Annotated in this window: 15 protein-coding genes and 1 pseudogene; 13 read left to right on the top strand and 3 right to left on the bottom strand. The window is 62.7% G+C overall.

Going from position 1 to position 22,339, the window contains the following annotated elements; genetic code table 11:
- The 13 genes and pseudogenes from LB519_RS11540 to LB519_RS31305 all read left to right on the top strand — a co-directional run.
- Positions 1–3,312: beta strand repeat-containing protein (locus LB519_RS11540; protein ID WP_181172680.1), on the top strand; the 3,312-nt coding region annotated here is incomplete at its 5' end.
- A gap of 63 nt (positions 3,313–3,375) precedes the next feature.
- Positions 3,376–5,070, top strand: a complete 1,695-nt coding sequence (locus tag LB519_RS11535) for a type I secretion system permease/ATPase (RefSeq protein ID WP_013533172.1) — start codon at positions 3,376–3,378, stop codon at positions 5,068–5,070.
- Positions 5,071–5,089: 19 nt separating this feature from the next.
- On the top strand, positions 5,090–6,427 hold the full coding sequence (locus LB519_RS11530; RefSeq protein ID WP_063171488.1) for an HlyD family type I secretion periplasmic adaptor subunit: 1,338 nt from the start codon (positions 5,090–5,092) through the stop codon (positions 6,425–6,427).
- Positions 6,428–6,624: 197 nt separating this feature from the next.
- Positions 6,625–6,868: pseudogene (locus tag LB519_RS11525) on the top strand (IS481 family transposase); the annotation flags it as partial.
- Between the two features lie 300 nt (positions 6,869–7,168).
- Positions 7,169–8,149: a helix-turn-helix domain-containing protein gene (locus LB519_RS11520; protein ID WP_013533169.1), complete on the top strand. Its 981-nt coding sequence runs from the start codon at positions 7,169–7,171 to the stop codon at positions 8,147–8,149.
- Between the two features lie 102 nt (positions 8,150–8,251).
- Positions 8,252–10,279 (top strand): hydantoinase/oxoprolinase family protein, encoded by a 2,028-nt coding sequence (locus LB519_RS11515; protein WP_224620035.1) that lies wholly within the window; start codon positions 8,252–8,254, stop codon positions 10,277–10,279.
- Between the two features lie 3 nt (positions 10,280–10,282).
- On the top strand, positions 10,283–12,250 hold the full coding sequence (locus tag LB519_RS11510; protein WP_224620033.1) for a hydantoinase B/oxoprolinase family protein: 1,968 nt from the start codon (positions 10,283–10,285) through the stop codon (positions 12,248–12,250).
- 161 nt (positions 12,251–12,411) lie between these two features.
- On the top strand, positions 12,412–13,269 hold the full coding sequence (locus tag LB519_RS11505) for an FAD binding domain-containing protein (RefSeq protein WP_224620031.1): 858 nt from the start codon (positions 12,412–12,414) through the stop codon (positions 13,267–13,269).
- Positions 13,260–13,757 carry a (2Fe-2S)-binding protein gene (locus LB519_RS11500; protein WP_224620028.1) on the top strand — a complete coding sequence of 166 codons (498 nt, stop codon included), beginning with the start codon at positions 13,260–13,262 and terminating at the stop codon, positions 13,755–13,757. The genes LB519_RS11505 and LB519_RS11500 overlap by 10 nt, the downstream gene beginning before the upstream one ends.
- Complete coding sequence (locus LB519_RS11495) at positions 13,750–16,098, top strand: xanthine dehydrogenase family protein molybdopterin-binding subunit (RefSeq protein WP_224620026.1); 2,349 nt, start codon at positions 13,750–13,752, stop codon at positions 16,096–16,098. The genes LB519_RS11500 and LB519_RS11495 overlap by 8 nt, the downstream gene beginning before the upstream one ends.
- 12 nt (positions 16,099–16,110) lie before the next feature.
- Positions 16,111–16,842, top strand: coding sequence for a LamB/YcsF family protein (locus LB519_RS11490; protein ID WP_027163996.1), 732 nt, complete (start codon positions 16,111–16,113; stop codon positions 16,840–16,842).
- Between the two features lie 96 nt (positions 16,843–16,938).
- A complete protein-coding gene (locus LB519_RS11485) occupies positions 16,939–18,321 on the top strand; it encodes an aspartate aminotransferase family protein (protein ID WP_224620025.1) in 1,383 nt (460 codons plus the stop codon).
- Entirely contained in the window at positions 18,318–18,986 is a 669-nt protein-coding gene (locus tag LB519_RS31305; RefSeq protein ID WP_013533161.1) for a nuclear transport factor 2 family protein, read from the top strand. The genes LB519_RS11485 and LB519_RS31305 overlap by 4 nt, the downstream gene beginning before the upstream one ends.
- Positions 18,987–19,100: 114 nt before the next feature.
- On the opposite strand, the gene LB519_RS11470 is transcribed toward LB519_RS31305, so the two are convergent.
- From LB519_RS11470 to LB519_RS11460, 3 genes are read right to left on the bottom strand one after another with little or no spacing between them, the layout of a single operon-like run.
- The gene (locus LB519_RS11470) at positions 19,101–20,294 is read right to left on the bottom strand and encodes an ABC transporter substrate-binding protein (protein WP_013533160.1); all 1,194 of its coding nucleotides are present in this window, start codon (positions 20,292–20,294) and stop codon (positions 19,101–19,103) included.
- Between the two features lie 42 nt (positions 20,295–20,336).
- Positions 20,337–21,428, bottom strand: coding sequence for a branched-chain amino acid ABC transporter permease (locus LB519_RS11465; RefSeq protein ID WP_224620023.1), 1,092 nt, complete (start codon positions 21,426–21,428; stop codon positions 20,337–20,339).
- A 4-nt stretch (positions 21,429–21,432) separates the two neighbouring features.
- Entirely contained in the window at positions 21,433–22,338 is a 906-nt protein-coding gene (locus tag LB519_RS11460) for a branched-chain amino acid ABC transporter permease (RefSeq protein ID WP_084016124.1), read from the bottom strand.
- Between the last annotated feature and the right edge of the window lies 1 nt (position 22,339).

The raw sequence follows: 22,339 nt of genomic DNA, 5'->3' as shown, positions 1-22,339 counted from the left end.
GGCAACTTCGAGCACCTGGTGATCGGCACCGGCACGGCGACGGCCAACGTCACCGACACCACCACCGACGCGACGGTCAACCTGAGCGCCTCGACGGTCGCCGAGGGCGCGGTCGCCAACTACGTGTTCACGGCGACGCTGTCGGACGCCTCGCATGGCGTCACCACGATCACCACCGACAAGGGCGACATCACCATCGCCGATGGCCAGACCACCGGCACGCTGACGATCGCCTCGGGCAATGGCGAGGACGTCTACAACGACGCATCGAGCCTGACCGCCAACATCACCGCCACCGCGGGCGGCAACTTCGAGCACCTGGTGATCGGCACCGGCACGGCGACGGCCAACGTCACCGACACCACCACCGACGCGACGGTCAATCTCAGCACGTCGAACGTTACGGATCACGATACCAACGTCACCTTCACGGCGACGTTGAGCAACGCCTCGCAAGGCGTCACCACGGTCCACACCGACCATGGCGACATCACCATCGCTAACGGCCAGACCGTTGGCACACTGGTGATCGCAACCCCCAACGCATCAAGCCTGTCCGCGACCATCACCGGCACCTTGGGCGGCAACTTTGAACACCTGGTGGTCGGCACTGGCACGGCGACGGCGCAGATCATCGACGCAACTGCGCCGACCGTGACGATTACCGACGACGAGCCGGCGGCGACGGCCAACATTGCCGGTGGCAATGTCCTCTACACCTTCACCTTCAGCGAGCCTGTCACCGGATTTGTTACATCGGATATCGTTGTGGGAGGCGGTACCAAGGGTACGTTCACCGCGGTGAGCAGCACGGTTTACACCTTGGATGTGATCCCAACCGCGAATACGCAGGCCGGTATCATCACCGTAGATGTGGCGGCAGGCGCGGCCAACGATGCAGCCAGCAACGGCAACACGGTGGCGATCCAGGCGACGCAAGCTTACGACACCAAGGCGCCGACGGTTATCATCACCGACGACGAGCCGGCGGCGACGGCCAACATTGCCGGTGGCAGTGTCCTCTACACCTTCACCACCAGCGAGAGCGTTGGCAGCACGCTGACCATTGCGGACGTGACGGTAACGGGCGGCACGGTCGGTGCGCTGACGCAAGTCGGCACCAGCAACGTATATAACCTGACCGTGACCCCGACGGCCAACGTCGATGCCGGCACGATCAGTGTAACAGTGAACCAGGTTGGCATCACCGATACGGCGGGCAATTCGGGGACCGGCACTGTCAATGCCACCCAGGCCTACGATACCAAGGCGCCGACCGTTTCGGTCGACATCATCGCCCCAGACCTGCCGGCAGGCGGGACATCACAGGTAAAGTTTGTCTTCAGCGAAGTCCCTACCGGTTTCACGGCGGCCGACATCATTGTGACGTCAGGCAGCGGCTCGATCACCAGCGGGCCGACCATAGACGCCACAGATCCAACCGGCAAAACCTATGTCGCAACGTTCACCGCATCTTCGACTTTTGTCGGAAACGCGACCGTTTCAGTGAGCTCGGGAAGCTATACGGATGCAGCTCTGAACACAGGCTCCGGAGGCAACGACACGGTATTCGAGGGCTTTACCTTTGACGCAGCGACGAAGGAAAACGGGCAAAGCGGCAATTTCACTCTTTCCGGGCACTATAATACCGGTGTGACGATACGCGCGTACTGGGACGTCGACAATCCGACCCACGCAGTTGCCGTGACGCTGAATGGCGATGGCACCTGGAGCGGGGCTAAGACCAACCTGGGCAACAACACCGGAGCCCACACCTTCTTTGTGGTCGCTACGACAGGCAGCAGTACCATTGTCCAATCCATCGGTGTCACAGCGCCCGCCGGCATTGCCGGAGAGGCTGTGAACTTGGGACTTACCGATCCAGCCGGCCACGATGGCGCGATTACGCTCACGATTAGTGACGTCCCCGACGGATGGACGATCGATGGGGGCACCCGCAACGCGGACGGCTCTTGGACCGCAACAACCACGAATGTTTCCGCCCTGACCGTCACGACGCCGGTCACCTATACCGGTGCACACGTGCTCAACGTGACCGGGACCTGGAGTAACGAGGACGGGACCACCGGGACCATGACCATCGCGGACAACGTGGAAATCTATGCCAAGGGTTCGCCCATCTTTGCTTTGTCTGGAAACGACTACCTGACCGGGTCCAGCGGCAACGACCTCTTCGTCTTCTCGCAGCCGATCGGTGCCGACACGGTGCACAATTTCGACGCCGCGGCCGACCAGATCGACCTTATCGGCTACAACGGACTGGCGGACTTTGCCGACCTGCAGACCCATATCGCCGACGATGCCCACGGCAACGCGGTGATCACGCTGGGCGATGGGCAGTCGATCACGCTGGATGGCGTGCACTCGGGCGCGCTGACGGCAGGCAATTTCGTCTTCGACCAGACGCCGGTGGTCAACAATGCCGGCACCATGACGATCGGCGACGGCGCCTTGCTGCCGCTGAGCGGCATGATCAACAATAGCGGCCTCATCTCGCTGGACTCGACCGGCGGTGAAACGCTGCTGCAAATCATCCAGCATGGCGTGACCCTGCAGGGCGGCGGGCAGATACTGTTGTCCGACAGCGCCGCCAACGTGATCTCCGGCACGGGGCCGGACGTCACTCTGGTCAATGTCGACAACACGATATCGGGCGCCGGCCAGTTGGGCGGCGGGATGCTGAGCCTCGACAACCAGGGCACCATTATCGCCTCCGGCGCGAATGCGCTGGTCATCGATACGGGGGGCAGCGTCGTCACCAACTCCGGAACATTGGAGGCGACCGGTTCAGGTGGACTGACGATCACCGGCGGGCTGGCGAATTCCGGCATGCTGTTGGCCAATGGCGGCGACATAGTCATCCATGGCCAGGTCACCGGCGACGGCGATGCCACGATCGGCAACCTGTCGAAGCTTGAGTTCGGCAGCGCCTCGTCGACGGATGTCACCTTCGCGCACGATGCGGCCGGCACGCTGCAGCTCGACGATTCCTTCGATTTCAGCGGGCGGATCGGCGGCATCACCAATGACGACAGGCTTGAGCTCGAGGACATCCTGTTCGGCGCGGGAACGACGGCCGTCTACCAGGCAAACCAGGATGGCAGCGGCGGAACGCTGACCGTTTCGGACGGCACCCACGGTACCGCGCTGCATCTGGTCGGCAGCTACGATGCGAACGGCTTCAAGCTTGCCGATGACGGCCAAGGCCATACCGCCGTTTCGTACAATCCGGCGGAATTCACGCTGACGGGCGTTGGCAATGGAGCAATTTCAAGCGACTTCGTGGTGTGAACCAAAAGGCCGCCGCCAGCGGCGGCCCACCTGGCCTGATGCGTATCGAGTGGGGTTCTGGACGTGGATAGCAAATCTCGAATTGTGAAGGATGCGCTTCGGGCCTGCCGCCGCTATTTCCTGGTAGCGGCGGCGTTCAGCCTGGCCATCAATCTGCTCTATCTCGCGTCCCCACTCTACATGCTGCAGATCTACGACAGGGTCGTTACCAGCGGCAGCGAAACCACGCTGGTGATGCTGACCCTGGTGTTGCTGGCGGCCTTTCTTTCGCTGGCCGGCCTCGACCTGGTGCGCGCCTCCATCCTGACGCGTGCCAGTGCGCGGCTCGACCGGCTGCTGTCGGCAAAAGTCCTGGCCGCGTCGGTCGAGACCCCATCGCCCGGCTCGTCGCCGAGCCAGCCCATCCGAGACTTCGACACGTTCAGGCAGGTCATCACCGGCAGCGGCATCCACGCTTTGTTCGACCTGCCATGGTCGCCCATCTACATCGGCATCATCTTCCTGCTGCATCCCTGGCTCGGCTTCTTCGCGCTGGGCTGCTCGCTGCTCCTGGTCGCCATGGCGGTGCTAAACGAATATATCGTGCGTTCGCCGCTGAAGCAGGCCAACGACCTGGCGACGACCAACTATAATTTCACCGAGATGAGCCTCAGAAACGCCGAAGTCGTTCGCGCCATGGGGATGATCGACGGCCTCATCCGCCGCTGGGGACGCGACCGCAATTTGGCGCTGCGGCGTCAGGCGGAGGCAAGCGATCGCGCCGCACTGATGTCGGGCCTGATCCGTTTCCTGCGGCTCACCATGCAGTCGCTGATCCTCGGCCTCGGCGCCTATCTGGTGATCGAGCGGCAGATCACCGGCGGCACCATGTTCGCCGCGAGCCTCTTGCTGGGCCGGGGGCTGCAGCCGGTCGAGCAGATCGTCGGCCTTTGGCGCAGCCTGATCCTGGGGCGGGCGGCGTTGGCAAGGGTCGAGAAGCTGGTCGACGGGGGCGCGCAGAGCGAAAGATCGTTCAACCTGCCCAAGCCCACCGGCAAGATTTCGGTTGAGCAGGTCAGCTTTGCAATCGCCAGCCAGCAGAAAGTGCTTCTGCGGGACGTATCGTTCCGGCTGGAAGCAGGCGAGACGCTGGGAATCGTCGGCCCTTCCGGCGCCGGCAAGTCGACGCTGGCGCGTCATCTCGCGGGCGTCATGCAACCCAGCCGTGGTACCGTCAGGCTGGACGGCGCCGACCTGTCGCAATGGGGACACGACGCGCTCGGCGACCACATCGGCTATCTGCCGCAGGATATAGAACTCTTCTCCGATACCGTCGCCGCCAACATCGGCCGCTTCAAGACCAATGTCGACCAGGAGGTCATCGAGGCCGCGCGGCTCGCCGGCGTGCATGAGATGATCATCCGCCTGCCGCAGGGCTATGAGACCCAGATCGGCGAAGGTGGCGCAGTGCTGTCGGGAGGATATCGCCAACGGATTGCTCTTGCCCGCGCAGTGTTCGGAACGCCGAACCTGATCATTCTCGACGAGCCCAGCTCCAATCTCGATGCCGATGGCGACCGCGCGCTGAGCGACTGCGCGATCGAACTCAAGCGCCGCGGCAGTACGGTGATCATCGTCTCTCACCGGCCCTCGACCCTGGCGAATGTCGACAAGATCCTCCTGTTGCGCGATGGCGCCGTCGAGGCCTTTGGCATGAGAAACGAGATCGTGGCGCTCCTCAACCAGCGCGCGGCTCCAATGGCGGTGGCAACGCAATGAGCCGTGTTTGGAGAGAGCGATGAGCGACGGCGCCCTTACCTACCGGAGCCTGCCTGGCGACGCCGGTATTCTGGCCCCGGATTCGATCCGGGTGCCGGCCTATATAGGTCTGCTGATCATCGTTGCTTTCTTTGGCATCTTTGGCGGCTGGGCGGCCTTTGCCCCGCTGAACGGCGCCGTGCTTGCCGACGCCATCGTCAAGGTGGATGGCAATCGCAAAAGCGTACAGCACTTCGACGGCGGTACGGTGAAGGAGATCCGCGTCAAGGATGGCGACGTCGTCAGGAAGGGCGACATAATGCTGAAGCTGGACGACACCAGGATTCGGTCCGAGTTCAATCTTTATGCCCAGCAATATGCGCTGTTGCGCGCAACCGATGCCAGGATCCGAGCCGAACTGGACGGCAGCGAGGTTGTTGCCTTTCCCAAGGACATTCTCAAAGAGCACGAAGACTACCTTAGGGATGCAATGGCAAACCAGATCGCCGATCTGGAAAGCCAACGCGCCTCGATGGCCGGCGCCAGGCAGATCCTCGAGCGGCGCATTGCCGAACTCGAGGAGCAGATCCAGGGCAAGCAGTCTCGGGTCGAATCTTACCATGCCCAGTTGCAATCGACGATCAACGAGAAGGCCAGCCTGTCGAAGCTGCTCAAGGCCGGATTGACGACCCGCCCACGCATCCTGGAGCTGGAAAGATCCGCCTCGGATCTGCAGGGCCTGATCGATGAGAACCTCGGCGCGATCGGCGGCAGCCAACAGAGCAAAGCCGAACTCGAAAGCCAGATCGCACAATTGACAAATGAGCGCCGAGCCAAGCTGTCGGCCATGCTGATCGATACGCAATCGAGCCTTTCCGACCTCGTGCCCAAGATGTTTGCCGCCCAGGCTGCCATGGACCGAGCCGAGGTGCGCGCGCCGTATGACGGCCAGGTGATGGATCTCAGCGTCTTCTCGATAGGCGCTATCGTTTCGCCGGGCCAGACCATCCTCGATATCGTGCCGACCGAAAATTCGCTGATCGTCCAGGCCCAGATTCGCGTCGAGGACATATCGAACCTGCGACCCGATATGGCTGCCGAAGTTCGTTTTACATCCTACAAGCAGCGCTCAATACCCATAATTCATGGCCGCGTCACCCGCATTTCGGCGGATCGCATTACCGACAGCAAGACCGGGTTTCCCTACTATCTTGCCGACGTAGCGGTCGATCCGGTGGAATTGGCAGCAGCCCCACAGATTGCGCTTTATCCGGGCATGCCAGCGTCAGTCATGATCGTCACCGAGGAACGCACCGCGCTCGACTACATTCTGGGCCCGCTGGTTGTGTCGTTCCACTCCGCCTTTCGCCAGAAATGACGGATTAGCCAAGCGACTTCGCTTTTGAGGTGATTCTGACGCAGAGCAGTCGGAGACAAGCCGACAACCAGTCGCTCATGGTCTGCATGTTCCCTGCCGACAGCCCCTCTGTTTCTTTGGTGCTGGATCTGATCATCCTAGATGTTTGATCCCGGGCTTTATGGAGCATTCTTGTCTCCCGAATCAAAGGATGCGCTATGGGCCAAGTTCTGCATGGGAGCGCCAAAACGACAGAGGCGGTCCGTCGAGCGATACAGCATAGTCAAGAGAGCCTGAGGGGGCTGGCCAAGCGGGATCAACCAGAAGACGGTTGCGAAGTGGAAGAGGCGAGCTTCGGTCGCCGATCTATCGACTGGTCCGAAGGAACCGAGATCGACGGTGCTCTCGATTGAGGACGAGGCGGACATTGTCGCTTCCCGCCGCTACACGCTGCTGCCACTCTTCCGTGCGGTGCGCACGGAACTGCAGGACATCATTTCCGCCCACATCTGGAAGCCGACAACTTTTCCTGAATGAGTGTGCGAACAGAATGCATGGTTCCAAGTCGGCTGGCGGTTTGCGCGCCAAGGCTGGTTTGATCAGCTGCACACTGATCGTGACGACAACTGCAACCGTCGCGAGCTCCGGTCCTGGGCCAACCGACCACATAAGTTTATTCGTTTTTGACCAATACGCGCCGGTGAATTCCTGTAATCTTCGGAACAACACCGGGACAACCGGGTCAACCAGAAAGGTCGGGGAATGAAATACGTCGTCGATACGATCGGCGGTCCCGCAGGCGGTGATGCCTGGCAAGCCGCTGTTACCGAAGCCTATTTTCCGCTCGACACCGAGTATCGGAACCGTCGCGAATTTTCAGGCACGCTGGAAACCTTCTCGCTTGGGCTCGTCAGCGTGTCTAAAATGCGCTGCGATGCCGTAAGCTATCGTCGCCACCGCCGCCACTTCCTCAACGAGCGTGACGCCAGCCTGCTCATCACGATCCCGGAGATGTCGGAGGTGAATTTCTCGCAAGGGTCGAGAACCGTCAATTGCAGGCCGGGGGGCTTTCTCGTCGAGCGGGGAGATGCGCCTTACGAATTCTGGCACGGCAAGCCAAACGCGCTGTGGGTCCTCAAGGTACCATCATCGAGCGTTCGGGCACGGATCGGATCCGCCGAACGGCTCAGTGCGCTCAGTTTCGACGCGACCCAAGGCATTGCCGCGCTCTTCCTCGACACGGTGCGAACCACGATCGGCCATCTCGATGAGATTACTGAAGTCGCTCGTGAGATGATGGGCAGGCACATCCTGGAAATGCTGTGCCTGTCGATCGTGAGCGACGATCGCGTGCTGGACAGCAGCATCTCGTCGATCCGGGCCGGCCATTTGCATCGTGCCGAGCAGTATATTCGCGACAACCTGAAGAATTCCGACCTCGGCCCGCAGGCGGTGGCTGATGCCTGCGGCATCTCCCTGCGTTACCTGCAGGTCCTTTTTCAGGACAGCAACCAGTCGATCAACGGCTTCATCCGCGACGCCCGGCTTGAACTTTGCGCCGAGGAGCTGATGTCGGTGACCAACATCAGCAGCGTAGCCGAGATCGCTTACCGCTGGGGCTTCGCCGACCAGTCCCAGTTCTGCAAGCACTACCGGACGCGGTTCGGCTGCGCACCGACGGATACCCGTCGCGAAGCAGCGAACCGGGCGGGCGGCTCTTCGGCCTCGCGAGAGCGCCACTAGTCCCGACGAAATCCGGGCCAATTCCACCATTCATGCAACGTCTCCCCGGCAAGGGGCGACGAAGGCGGGGCTTTGCCCGCAAGACCTTGCGAAGGAACTGTCATGAGCCGAATCAGAGTTGCCGTCGATGTCGGAGGGACTTTCACCGACATCTGCATCATGGACGAAGACAGCGGAGCGATCCGCATCGAAAAAACCGCCTCCACGCCTGACGATCCCATGCAGGCCATCATGAATGGCGTGGAGCAGGGGCGCATCGATCTTTCGGAGGTAACGATGTTCTCTCATGGTACGACGGTCGCCACCAATGCGCTGATCACCCGCCGTCTGCCGCGCACCGCAATGGTCTGCAGCGAGGGTTTTCGTGACGTTGTAGAGATCCGTCGCGCCAACAAGGAAGATCTCTGGGACACCTACAAAGATGTCGCCAAGCCCTATATCCCGCGCCGCGACCGGCTGACCGTCCGGGAACGGGTCAGTGCCGAGGGCACGATCCTGGAAGCGTTGGACGAAGAGGCCGCGCGCCGTGTCGCGGAGATTCTCAAGAAACGGCAGGTCAAGTCCATCGCCGTCTGCTTCATGAACTCCTATGTCAACGGCGCCAACGAGCGCCGCATGCGTGAGATCCTGAAGGAGGCAATGCCGGATCTGCCGGTCTCGATCTCCTCGGAGGTGATGCCGGAAATCTTCGAGCACGAACGTTTTTCCACCACCATGGCGAACGCCGTCTGCGCCCCGGTCGTCGTCGACTACGTGTCGCGTCTCGGAGAAAGGCTTGCCGACGCCGGATACAAGCGAGATCTCCTGTTGCTGCACAGCGGTGGCGGGGTCATGACGCCCGCGAGCGTCAAGGATTTCTCAGCCCGGCTCGCGGGATCCGGCATCGCCGCCGGCGCCATCGCAAGCCGCTTCATCGGAAATCTCTGTGGCTTCCCGAACTCGATCGGCTTCGACATGGGCGGTACCAGCACCGACGTCTCGCTGGCCTGGAACGGGGAGTCGCGCATCACAAAGGACTGGTACATCGAATTCGGATATCCGATCCGCTTCCCCTCCATCGAGGTATTGACCATCGGTGCGGGCGGCGGGTCGTTGGCATGGCAGGACGAGGGCGGCAGCTTGCGCAACGGGCCGCAGTCCGCTGGCGCCTTTCCAGGTCCGGCCTGCTACAAGAATGGCAACCTCATTGCCACCAACACCGATGCCAATGTGGTGCTCGGCCGTCTCGGCACCAGCCTTGCGGGCGGCAAGATCACGCTCGACGCCGCTCTGGCCGCCGAGGCGGTTCAGGAGACGGTGGCGGAACCCTTCGGCATGGAGCTCCACCAGGCGGCCGAGGCGATCATCGCCGTCGCCAACGCCAATATGGGCAATGCCGTCCGGCTTCTCTCCATCAGCCGAGGCTACGACCCGCGCGACTTTGCGCTGGTCGCATTCGGCGGTGCTGGCGCTTTGCACGGAGCGGCCGTGGCCAAGGAGCTTTCGATTCCAACCGTGATCGTACCGCCCAATCCCGGCGTCACCTCCGCGCTCGGTTGCCTTCTCGTCGACGTGCAGCACGATTTCTCCGAAAGCTTCATGGCCGATGCTTCGACTGTCTCGCCCGCCGAGATGCAGGCAGCCTTCGTTCTGATGGAAAAACAGGCGGTTGAGCGTCTGGGCCATGAGGGCGTGGCGCAGGAAGACATGGCGCTGCAGCGCACGGTCGAGATGATGTACCAGGGCCAATGGCGCTCGCTCGCGGTGTCAGCCCCGGCGCGGATCGAGAGCATCTGCCCGCTGATCGAGGCATTCCACAACGAACACGAACGCGAGTTCAACTACCGCCGCGAAGAGGCGCCGGTGTCGATCTTCCGCATCGCGGTCAAGGCGATCGGCATCGTCCCGAAAGCCGAGATACCGCGACACGAAGTCTTGCCTCATGTGCCCGAGCCGCTCGGCCGCCGCGGCGTCTGGTTCGACGGCGTATCTCATGACGCGGCTGTCTATGAACGCGATCAACTCAGCGCCGGCGCTGCCTTTGCGGGACCCGCCATCGTCGAACAGTTCGATTCCACCACCGTGGTTCCGCCGGGAATGAGCGCGACCGTCGACGGCTTCCTGAACATTCTCATCGTGACGAAAGGCTGAGACATGACAAAGCTGATTGAAACGGGCCCTGGCCTAGATCCGGTAACGTTCGAGGTGCTGAAGAACTCCTTCATCACCACCGTCGACCAGATGGCCGAACAGATGCTTCGCACCTGCTATTCCTTCGTCATCTACAACCGAGACTTTTCGAACGCCCTGCACGACGCCGATGGCAACTCCGTCGCCCAGGGCAACTACGACATCGCGGTCCATGTCGGCACACTGCACAACACCTGCAAGGAGGTGATCCGGGTCTTCGAAGGCGACATGGCACCCGGCGACGTCTACGCAATCAACGATCCTTATGCCGGCGGTACGCATTTCAGCGACGTTCGGCTCGTCCGGCCGATCTTCGATGAAGACAAACTGATCGGCTTCTCACAGTCGAACGGACACTGGTCGGATCTCGGCGGCTCGGTGCCGGGCTCCTTCGACGTCACCGCCCGTGACATGTTCCGCGAAGGGCTGCGGATAACGCCGCTGCGCCTTTTCCAGCGCGGCCGCTTCTGCTCCGACGTCGCCAACATGATCGCGGCCAACACGCGCGATCCCGCATCGATCATTGGCGACATCCATTCCCAGGCGCAAGCGACGCAGGCGGCCGAGCGCGAACTGCTGCGGCTGGTCAAGAAGTACGGACGCGGCCAGGTCATGCGCGGTATGGAGGAGGTTCAGGACTACGTCGAACGTGCCGTGCGAAAGCGTCTGGCGGAGCTGCCCGACGGCACCTGGGAGACGGTCGACTACATCGACCGGGATCTCGGTGCCGGCGAGGGCATGATCCCGATCCGCATCAAGATGACGATCAAGGGCGACACGATCCACTACGATTTTACGGGAAGCCACTCGACCATTGCCTCGATGTACAATTCCGCACCGGGCGCGACCTTCTCGGCCGTGGTCGCCGGCATGAAAACCTTCTTTCCGGACCTCCCGCTCAACAGCGGGTTTTACCGGATGATCGAGGTGACCGCGCCGAAGAACAGCATCGTCAGCGCGGAATGGCCGGTGGCGGTGACCGGGTTCCTGATGCCGTTTGAAAAAATCATGAACGCGATCTTCGAGATGTGGTCGAAGATCATGCCCGAACGCGCTATCGCCTGCGCCTTCAACCTCGAATATCTGCTGGCCGGGGGACGGGATGCGCGCAAACCCGAAAAGCCGATCTTCATGTTCTACGAATGGCTGCCTGGCGGCTGGGGCGGGCGCAGCGGCAAGGATGGTGCCGATGTCACCACCGCCTGCTTCGGAACCGGGCTGATGTCGCAGCCGAACGAAGGCAACGAGCGGGTCAATCCCACTCGGACGCTCGAGTTCCAGATCAAGCAGGATTCAGCCGGGCCCGGCAAGTGGCGGGGCGGCGTCGGCGTGCAGAAGACCTCATTGCTGCTTGAGGCTGAAAATGCCGTCATGTCCTATATTTGCGACCGCGAGCGTGCTGTCGTCTGGGGTGTCGAAGGAGGCCTGCCGTCGATGCCCCACGGCTTGACCATGAAGCGCGCCGGAGAAGAGACCGAGATCTGGCTCGGCTCCGTATTCTCCGATTACTCCGTCCACACAGGCGACCAGTTCGCTCGTCCGACGGCCGGCGGCGGTGGTTTCGGCGATCCACTGCAGCGCGAGCCCCGCAAGGTGATGGAGGACGTGATCGACGACTACGTTTCCCTGGAGCGTGCCAGGACTGACTACGGTGTGGTGATCCGCGAAATCGACCGCGACCTGTGCCAGTACGAAATCGACGAGACGGCGACCGAAGCCTGCCGTACCGACATCCGGGCGAAACGGAAGGGCTGGGCACGCATGGATCCCGAGGAGGTCGCGCGCAAATACCGCTCCGGCGAGATCGATACGCTCGATGCGGTTCGGCACTATGCCGTGATCCTCGACTGGGAGACCGGCGAACTACTTCCCAAAACCACCGCCCAGTTCCGGGAGAGTTTTGAGAAACGGACCGTCACCCACTGGGTCTGAGCGCCAGCGAGCGCGCCGCAATCTTGCGGGCGCTCGCGGGATGCCAGAGTTATCTGTTTTTTCGATACCATATTCAAAGAATTACTATTTCACAGGAACCTAAAGCTGGAGCAACAATGTCGCAGCGCCGCGAAGGTTGGCTGCTCCGAGGGGTATGACAGATGGCACCAGGCGTGGGACGATCGTTCACCGCGGCCAGCACACTTGAAGAGGCAATGGCCGCACGCCGGCAGGGCGCGGTGGTGCTTGCAGGCGGCACCTGGATGATGCGTCATCCCCAACGCGGGGTCGACCTTCCCGACGCTGTGGTCGCACTCGACCGAATACCGGCCTTGTCCAAGGTCGAAATCGACTCGGACCATGTCGTGATAGGTGCAACTGTTACCCACGCAGTCCTTGGCCGCGCGTTGCATGGGGCAGCGGGCTTCGAAGGTCTGGTTGCCGCGGCGGAGAACGCGGCCAATCCCGGTATCCGAAGGGTCGCCACCGTGGGCGGCAACATTTGTGCCCTCGACTTTGCCGCCGCCGATCTCGCCCCTGCGCTTCTCGTCTGTGAGGCGACGGTGGAGCTGGAGACGTTCGAAGGCCCAAAACTCATCGGTATTTCGGATTTCCTCAAAGACAGGCATGCGCTGCTGGCAGAGGCGATTGTGACGAGAATTCATCTGCGCCGCGACCTTGTCGCAAGCGCGCATATCCGCCTGCCGCTTCGGAAGGCTGGCGACTATCCGGTCGCCGTCGTCTCGCTTGCGGTGGACAAGGACAAACGATGTCGCATCGCCGTCGGCTCGGTGGAGCCGGTAGCGCGGCGCTGGACGGCGCTCGAACAGGCGATGAGGGCAAGCCAGGCCTCCGCGCTCGATCCGGAGCGCGCTGCCGGGCTTGCACTGGAGCACAATGATTTTCAGGGCCGCGACGGCAGGGAAGCGGAGGGTTGGTACCGGCGCCAGGTTCTTCCGCCGCTGGTCAAGCGCGGTGTTGCCGCACTTCTCAAGACCGAGGGCCTGGCATGGTTGTGACATTCCAGCTGAATGGCGAGGACTGCAGCTTTCACGGCGATCCGATGACGCCGCTCGTCGACATCTTGCGGCGGGAACGATTCCTGACGGGGACCAAAGCCGTGTGCCGCGAAGGCTTCTGCGGCGCCTGCACGGTGCATGTCGACGACGAAGCGGTGCCGTCCTGCCTGAAGCCGATTGGCCTGGTCCAGGGGTGCGCGGTCACGACCATCGAGGGATTGAGTTCCGGAAACCAGGCGCTGCATCCGCTCCAGGCCAATCTAGAGGCCGCCGATGCCGTGCAATGCGGCATGTGTTTTCCAGGAATGGTTATGGGCCTTTCGGCGTTCGTGCGTAACAATCCGCATGCGAGCCGTCCCGACATCAAGGCCGCGATGGTCGGCAACATCTGCCGCTGCACCGGATATGAGCGGATCGTCGACGCCGTGGCCGACTGCCTTGACCAAGCGCGGAAGGCTGGCCAGCCGGTGGGAGGCCTCCATGTCTGAGCTGTCCGCCACGGTGATGAATCTTTCCCGCCGCGATGCGCAAGACAAGCTGCGCGGGCGGACGAAATACACCAACGACCGGGTTCGCCCCGACATGTTGCATGCCGTGCTGCTGCGGTCGACCGTTTCCGCGGGGCGTATCCGCAAGCTCGACCTTTCGGCGGCACTTCGCTGTCCTGGCGTGCGCGCGGTGGCGACCGGCGCCGACGCGCCAGGCCGCTACGGCATCGGCATTGCCGACCATCCGCTCCTGGCCATCGACACCATCCGCTATCATGGCGAGCCAATCGCCGTCGTTGCCGCCGAAACGGAGAAGCAGGCGCGGGCGGCGCTTGCCGCCATCGTGCTTGAGATCGAGCCGCTGGCACCGGTGTCCACCATGGCCGAAGCGCTCCAGCCCGCAGCCCGTCTCGTCCACGAGGGCTGGCGCGGCTATGAGGTGATCACCGAGGGCGGCGCACGTGCCGGCAACATCGCATGGGAGGCAAAATCCAGCCGCGGCGACGTCGATGCGGCCTTCGCCCGTCCCGACATACGCATAGTCGAGAGCAGCTTTACCGTCGGCCGGCAGAGCCATGTGCCTTTCGAACCGCGCGTTGCCATCGGCTCCTGGGAGGACGGCCGGGCTCACATCCAGACCTCGACGCAGGTGCCTTGGACAGTTCGCAACGTCACCGGAAGGGTCATGCAGCTTGCGCCCGGGCGTGTGCGGGTCACCGTGCCGCCTGTCGGAGGCGGGTTCGGCCTGAAATTCGATGCGTCCATCGAGCCGATCACGGCACTTCTGGCGCGGATGACCGGGCGCACGGTGGTCCTGGAAAACACCCGGCAGGAAGAGATGGCAACTTGCCTCTGCCGCGAGAATGCGGAAATCCGCATCCGGTCCGCTGTCACTGCCGAAGGATACATCGCCGGACGCGAGGCGGTCGTGCTGATGGACTGCGGCGCGTATGGCGGCGAACAGGTTTTCCTGACAACGATGACGGCGCACACGCTGGGCGGCAATTACAGGGTTGGCGCAACGCGGCTCGTCAGCCGCGCCGTATACACCAACACACCACCCAACGGCGCTTTCCGAGCTTGCAACGGCGTCTACAACACCTTCGCGTTGGAGCGACACACCGACGAAATCTGCGATGCGCTAGGCTTCGACCCAATGGAGTTCCGGAAGAAAAATGTCCTGGGAGATGGCGATCTCGGTGCCACGGGGCAGGTTTTCGAGGCCGACGTGCTGGGTCCGATGCTCGATCGCATGGAGACACTGCGCGCCAGCACCGGTACATCAGAGGCCGAGGCCGACGGCAGGCTCTATGGAATTGCGACCACGGTCGGCACATGGTTCGTTTTCGTCGGGCCTTCGGCGGCGACGGTGAATTTGAACGCCGACGGCAGCGCAACGCTGGTCACCTCGGGTGTGGAGATCGGATCCGGCACGATGGTGCAATCCCTGCCGCAGATCGTGGCTGGGCAGCTCGGGCTTGCTCCCGACCAGGTGATCGTGCGCGAAGCCGATACGGATGCCGCCGGTCTCGATGTCGGCGTTGGCGGTGGGCGCACCACCGTGTCCATTGGTGCCGCGAGCATCGCCGCCTGCGCGGAAGTGCGGGAGAAGCTGCTGCGGACCGCCGGCGAGATGCTCCAGACCCGACCGGAAGACCTGGTGCTGCGGGACGGTCGTGTCGAGATCACGGGACGTCCCGGTTCCGGCATGTCGATCCCCGCTGTCGTCGCCCATGCACAGGCAACCACTGGCCCGATCACCGGAAGCGGGGCCTTTGCCGCCAGGAACACTCCGGCAATGTCCGGCTGCGCGATGGGGCATTTCATCGATGCGCTCGACATTCCCGTCTTCGTCGTTCACGAGGCCGAGGTGGCGGTTGATCCGGACACCGGCCATGTCGAGGTGCTGGCCTATCGCGTAGTTCAAGATGTCGGCCGCGCGCTCAACCCGCGCGCCATCCTGGGCCAGATACAGGGCGGCGTGGTACAGGGGCTCGGCTATGCGTTGCACGAGGAGGTGACGCTCACCGCCGACGGATGCATCGCGCAGGACGATTTCGAGACTTATCGCCTGCCGCTGGCGCAGGATGTGGTTCCGGTCGCCGCCGACCTTTACGAGGGCGCGCCGTCGATGGGGCCTCTAGGCACCAAGGGTGCGGGCGAGGTCCCGATCCTGGCGGTGGGCGCGGCGATCGGCTGCGCTGTGGCACGCGCCATCGGCAAGCCGGTGCGGCAGCTGCCACTGACGCCGCCGCGCGTGCTTCGACTGCTGCATGAGCGCGAACCACCGCCGGAATTCCCGCACATCGCCCCCGGCTGGGCGTTGAACACTCTGGGCTGAGGCAAGTAAACCATGGTCACCCTGAACTGCGACATGGGCGAAAGCTACGGCAACTGGCGCTTCGGTGACGATGCCGGCATCATGCCTCATATCGATTGCGCCAACATCGCCTGCGGCTTCCACGCCTCCGATCCATGGACGATGCTGAAGACCGTGCGGCTCGCCCTTTCGCATGGCAAGCGGGTCGGCGCGCATCCCTCCCTTCCCGATCGTGAGGGGTTCGGCCGGCGCGAAATGAGACTTCAGCCGGAGGAACTGACAGCTGCCTTCCTCTATCAAATCGGTGCTCTGACAGGGATGCTGGCCGCCGAGGGCGGGCAACTCAGCCATGTCAAGCCGCATGGCATCATTTACGGCATGGCCGCGCACGACGTCGACACTGCCCGGGCAATTGCCGCGGCGGTCAAGCCGTTCGGCGTCCCTCTCTTCGGCATGGCGGGAACCTGTCACGAGACGGCGGCAGCCGAACTCGGCGTTGCCTTCGTGGGCGAGTTCTTTCCCGATCTTGCCTACGCTCCCGGCGGCAGCCTGATCATCCCGCGCGTCCAGTCGGCCATCGACCTGACGCTTGCCGAGCACCGCATGATGGGGGCGCTTACCCGACGCGAACTCGTCACGACAGACGGCACGATCCGCCCGGTCGACTTCGACACCGTCTGCATCCACTCCGATCCGCCGAATGCGCGCGACGTCGCCGCGCTGATGCGGCGGATCATCGACACTCATTCCAACGGCCTGCCATGATTCATTCTCCCGAATCGTGAAAGCTCCACGCAAGGAACTCGAGGACTATCTCGAACTCACTGCCCGAACCATTTCTCCAAGCCGCTGAGGACTTCCATGGATGCGCTTTCCAACTCTCTCGCCGCCGCCGACATCGCCGCCACCATCCACCCCTACACCAACCTGCGTCAGCACGAAGAAACCGGGCCGCTGATCATCAGCCGCGGCGACGGCATCCGTGTGTATGACGAACGCGGCAAGGAATACATCGAAGGGCTGGCCGGGCTCTGGTCGGTGGGCGTCGGCTTTTCGGAAAAGCGGTTGGCCGACGCTGCCTATCAGCAAATGCTGAAGCTGCCCTACTACCACACCTTCTCCTCCAAGGCGCATGAGCCATCCATCCGGCTCGCGGAGAAACTCGTGGAGATGACGCCGGAAAACCTGACGCGTGTCTTCTTCACGTCGTCGGGCTCGGAAGCCAACGACACCATCGTCAAGATGATGTGGTTCATGAACAACGCGCTGGGCCGGCCAAAAAAGAAGAAATTCCTGGCACGGACCAAGGGCTATCACGGCATCACCGTCGCCTCCGGCAGCCTGACAGGCTTGCCGGTCAACCATCGGGACTTCGATCTGCCGGCCATTCCCGTTCGCCACCTGACCTGCCCGCACTTCTATCGCTTCGGCATGGCAGGCGAAGACGAAGCCGCCTTCACGGCGCGCCTGCTCGCCGAGCTGGAAGCGGTGATCGCCGAAGAAGGGGCTGACACCATCGCAGCCTTCATAGGAGAGCCGCTCATGGCAGCCGGCGGCGTTCTGCCACCGCCGGTCGGGTACTGGGAAGGCGTGGAGAAAATCTGCCGGGCAAATGATATCATTCTGATAGCGGACGAGGTGATCTGTGGTTTCGGGCGGCTTGGTACGCCCTTCGGCGCTCAGAAATACGGCTTCACGCCTGATATCATGACGGTCTCCAAGCAAATCACGTCGTCTTATATGCCGCTTGCCGCCGTCATTTTCTCCGATGCGATCTATCAGGCGATCGCCGACAACACCGCCACGATCGGCAATTTCGGCCACGGCTTCACGGCGTCAGGTCATCCGGTCGCGACGGCAGTGGGTCTCGAAAACCTGGCCATCTTCGAGGAGCGGGACCTGATCGGAAACGCGGCCCGCCTCGAGACGTCGTTCCAGGCCGGCATCCGCTCATTTGCCGATCACCCGCTTGTCGGCGAAGCGCGGGGCACCGGTCTTATCGGCGCCGTTGAGCTGGTGGCAGACAAGGCGACGAAACGCCCCTTCGCCAAGGTTGGGCGCGCAGGGGGTATCGCAGCAGGGATCGGCCACGAGGAAGGCCTCATCTTCCGCGCCATCGGCGATCAGCTCGCGCTCTGCCCGCCGATGATCTCGACAGAAGACGATGTGAAAGAAATCATGACGCGCATGGGCCGGACGCTTGAGCGCCTGACCGGTGCGGTTGCCAAGGAGGGACTCGAATGACCCGCATGAAAGCCGAACCGGTCGTCCATATCGACGACGAACGCTTTCGGGTCACCGAATGGCGCTTTGCCACCGGGGCCGAGACCGGCTGGCACATCCACGGACATGACTACGTCATCGTGCCGCTTACGGACGGCAAGCTCGGTCTCGAAGGTCCGGACGGCGCGCAGGCGCAAGCCGCTCTCACCCAAGGGGTGCCCTATTCGCGGCGGACGGGTGTGGCCCATAACGTCATCAATGCCGGCGATGCGCCGCTGGCCTTTCTGGAGGTCGAGGTCGTTGAGGCCGGCGACCTCGCAGCCAGGCGGCTCGCCGTGCTCGACCGGTTCCTCGCAGCCTGGAACGCCCGCGACGTGGGCGCGCTGATGGACTGCATGGCTGAGAATTGCGCTTTCCACGGCTCGGCTGGACCCGATGCCGAAGGGCGCAAGCATATGGGGCGTGACGCCGTGCGCGCCGCCTATGCAGCGCTGTTCGATGCTTTCCCGAAGGCCGCGTGGACCAGAGGACGGCACGTCGTGACGGGCGACACCGGGCTTTCATCATGGCGCTTCGTCGGCACCACGGCAGCGGGGCAGCAAATCGAAGTCGACGGCTGCGATATCTTCGCTTTCTCGGGGGAGCTCATAGCGCTCAAGGATTCCTACCGCAAAGCGCGAGGGTAGCGAAAATCTGAATTCATCGGGCAACGAGGGCGGTCCAAGCGGGCCGCCCTCGTTTTTTGTCTAAAGGCAAGATCCTCAAAACATGAAAGGGCCGGGCTTACCCGGCCCATCTTCTTACTTGAGCAAGGCTTCCATCGGTACCGGCTCGGAAATCGTCCAGTTGCCTACAACACCCGGCTTGCCGGCCTTGGTCTCGACGATCAGGTACCGCGTCTGGTTCTGGTGATGCAGTTCCGGCGTGAAGGTACGAGGCCCGAACAGCGTCGGCTCGTTCTTCATCTTCTCCAGTTCCGCGACGACGGCGTCGGCATCGGTCGTGCCTGCACGCTCCACCGCCTTGGCCCAGACGTCGACCATGACGTAACCCGGAAAGACATACTGGCTCGAGGGATCGGCGCCTGTCTTCGCCTTGTAGGTGGCATTGAACTTCAGCACTTCCGGATTGGGATCGTCGCCATAGATCGATCCCTGAACGGGGACGTAGAAGTTCGTCAGATCGGGCACAGCGGATAGCCAATAGCTACCGTCGACGCCCGAGCCATTCAGGATCATGGAGTTGATGCCCGCGGCACGAAGCTGCTTGATGGCCGAGACAGCGCCCGGCATCATTGTGCAAAGCATGATCGCATCCGGCTCCTTCGGCAGAGACTTGATGCGGGTGATCTGCGCGGCGATGGAGGCGTCCTCGTTCTTGAAGGTGTCTTCACCGACAAGCTTCGCGCCTTGGGCTTCGAGCTTCGGCATCATCCAGTCGAAGCCGTCGCAGATGCCCTTGTTGTAGGCCGTCCAGGTATCGAGCAGACGGTAGAAGTCCTTTGCGCCTTTTTCCTTGAATGCCCACTCGGCCATGGTCGCGCCCTGCACGGGCGCCAGCACCGACGCGGAGAAGCTGTGCGGGCCGACACCCTGGATACCGGCCTTGACGGATTCCGCGCACAGGAAGAAGGAGATACGGCCCGCGTCCTCGGCCGCGAGCGCAGCCGGCGATCCGAAGTCGTAGTCGCACGAGACGACCACGAGATCCGCGCCCTGGTCGAGCACGGAGAGGCCCGCCTTGGCGCCTTCGGCCCGGTCGGACTTGGTGTCGGCCTTGACGACCTTGATCTGCTTTCCAAGCAGACCGCCAGCCGCATTGATCTCGTCGATGCGGATCAAGGCCGCCTCCTGCGCAGGCTTGTCATAGGCTTCCATGAAGCCCGACTCCGCAGTGGCGAAGCCGATGACGATGGTCTTGTCATCGGCCAGGGCCGGGTATGCGATGGACATCGAGGCCAGAGCGGTTGCGACAATTCTCATTTTGTATGTCATGCACGTCTCCTTTTTGTTTCCCGGTCGGGCTTGTGCCGCCGGTCACTTGTTGCGACTGCTGCGGGGTAAGGTGATCTCGCGGTTGCCCATGAGTCCGGATGGGCGAAGCGCGAGGATCACGATCATGATGACGCCGAGGGCTATTTCCTGAACCCCTTTCGGGAGGGCGAAAGTGGACTCGCCGAGCGATACGCCTGCCTCCAGCCAGCGCAGCGCCTGGATGAGGGCGGACAGCAGGACGACACCCACCACACCCCCCGACAGGCTGCCCATGCCGCCGACAACGAGCATGGAAAGGGTGATGAAGGTGAGACCGAGATAGAATGTGTCGGGTGTGACCACGCCGATGGAATGAGCCATGAGCGCACCGCCCAGCCCCATCACCGCGCCTGATATGACGAATGCCACCAATCTTTCCCTGGGAATGTCGATACCGGAAGCCGCGGCGGCGGTGGGCTCGTCGCGGGCAGCACGAAGGGCCAGGCCGGACCGGGAGATCGCGTGCGCCCAGGCGATGAAGATCGCGACCACGGCGCCGATGAGATACGGCCAGATCACGCGTACGATCGGAATGCCGACGACCGATGAGGTCGCTCCGGTCACGCTCTCCCAGTTGGAATAAATTGTGTTGATCATGGCGAGCATCGCGAAGGTCGCGATCGAAGCCGCGATGCCCGATAATCGCATCAGCACCCGCCCGAAGATGAGAGCGGCGAGGGCGGCGAACAATGCTGCCAGCATAGCCGATTGCCAGTACGGCAATCGGGTCGCCAGCAGCCATTCGGGCAGTCCCGGCAGCGAACCGCGTTTCATCATCGGATTGATGGTGAGCCACGCGGCCGCGTAGGCGCCAAGGCAGGTGAAGCCGATATGCCCGAAGCTGAGAACGCCCGAATTTCCGATGAAGATGTATAGGCCCACGACGAGGATGACACGGACGAACACGTCGATCACCGTCTGGTTGAAGGGCCGCGATCCGGTCATCACCGTGATCAGCGCGATGGCCAGCAGCAGCAGAGAAAGCAGGACCGGTGTCAGGATTGTGCGGCGGGCAAGCGCGAAGCGGGCGGGCTTTCGCTCGGCAGCCGGGGCACCGGCAGCGGGAGAGTCGGTGAGGGAGGCGGCGACACCCATGAAATCAGATCCTTTCCTTGGTGCCGCGCGCGGCAATAAGCCCCTGTGGGCGGAAGAGGAGGACGAGGATGACCGCTCCATAGACAAAGGCATCGCGGAATGGCCGGGCGTCGATGGGCAGCATGACTTGCATGATCACCGAGGCGGCACCCAGCAGGAAGCCGGCGAGCACGGCTCCCCCGAGGCTGCCGAGGCCGCCAATGACGGTGGCGATGAAGGCCATCAACATGATCGAGGCGCCCATCTGGATGTCCAGCGTGCCTGTCTGGGCGCCAAAGATCAGTGCAATGGCGGCGGCCAACGCGCCGGAGAGGGCGAACGCGCCCATGATAACCCGGTTCGCACGCACACCCAGCATTCGGGCCATCGAGAAGTTCTCGGCCGCCGCCCGCATCTCCAGGCCGAAGCGGGTTTGACGCAGGAACAGTGTCAGGCCGATCAGGATGACCATCGTGGCTACGATCGTTATGAGCTGGAGGAGGGGAAGCCTGGCACCAAGGATCTCCACCGGCTGGGACAGTTCGGGCAGCAGCGAGATCGATTTCGGCCGACTGGAGAAAAGCATGAGCAGGAAGTAGCGAATGACGAAACCGAGCGCGAAGGAGGCGATCATCATGGTTGCCGGATTTGCCTGACGGAACCGCCTGAAGACGACGATTTCGCACAGCACCGACAGCCCGGCCCCGCAAAGGAGCACGAATGGCACCAGCAGGTACCACGGCAATTGGCCGGCGAAGACGATGGCCATTGCGTCCGTAGACGGCCATAACAGGGCGAAGACGCAGAAGGCGATGACGTCGCCATGCGCGAAGTTCACGAGCCGCATGACGCCGAAGATGAGGGCAATGCCGAGCGCCCCGAGCGCGTAGAGCGAACCAAGCGAGAGTGCGTCGAACAGGATCTGAAGCATC

The sequence above is a fragment of the Mesorhizobium sp. AD1-1 genome, from assembly GCF_020164655.1.
Lineage (GTDB): Bacteria > Pseudomonadota > Alphaproteobacteria > Rhizobiales > Rhizobiaceae > Mesorhizobium > Mesorhizobium ciceri.
The sequence above is the reverse complement of the archived record's forward strand: the minus strand, read 5'-3'. Positions and strand labels throughout refer to the sequence as shown.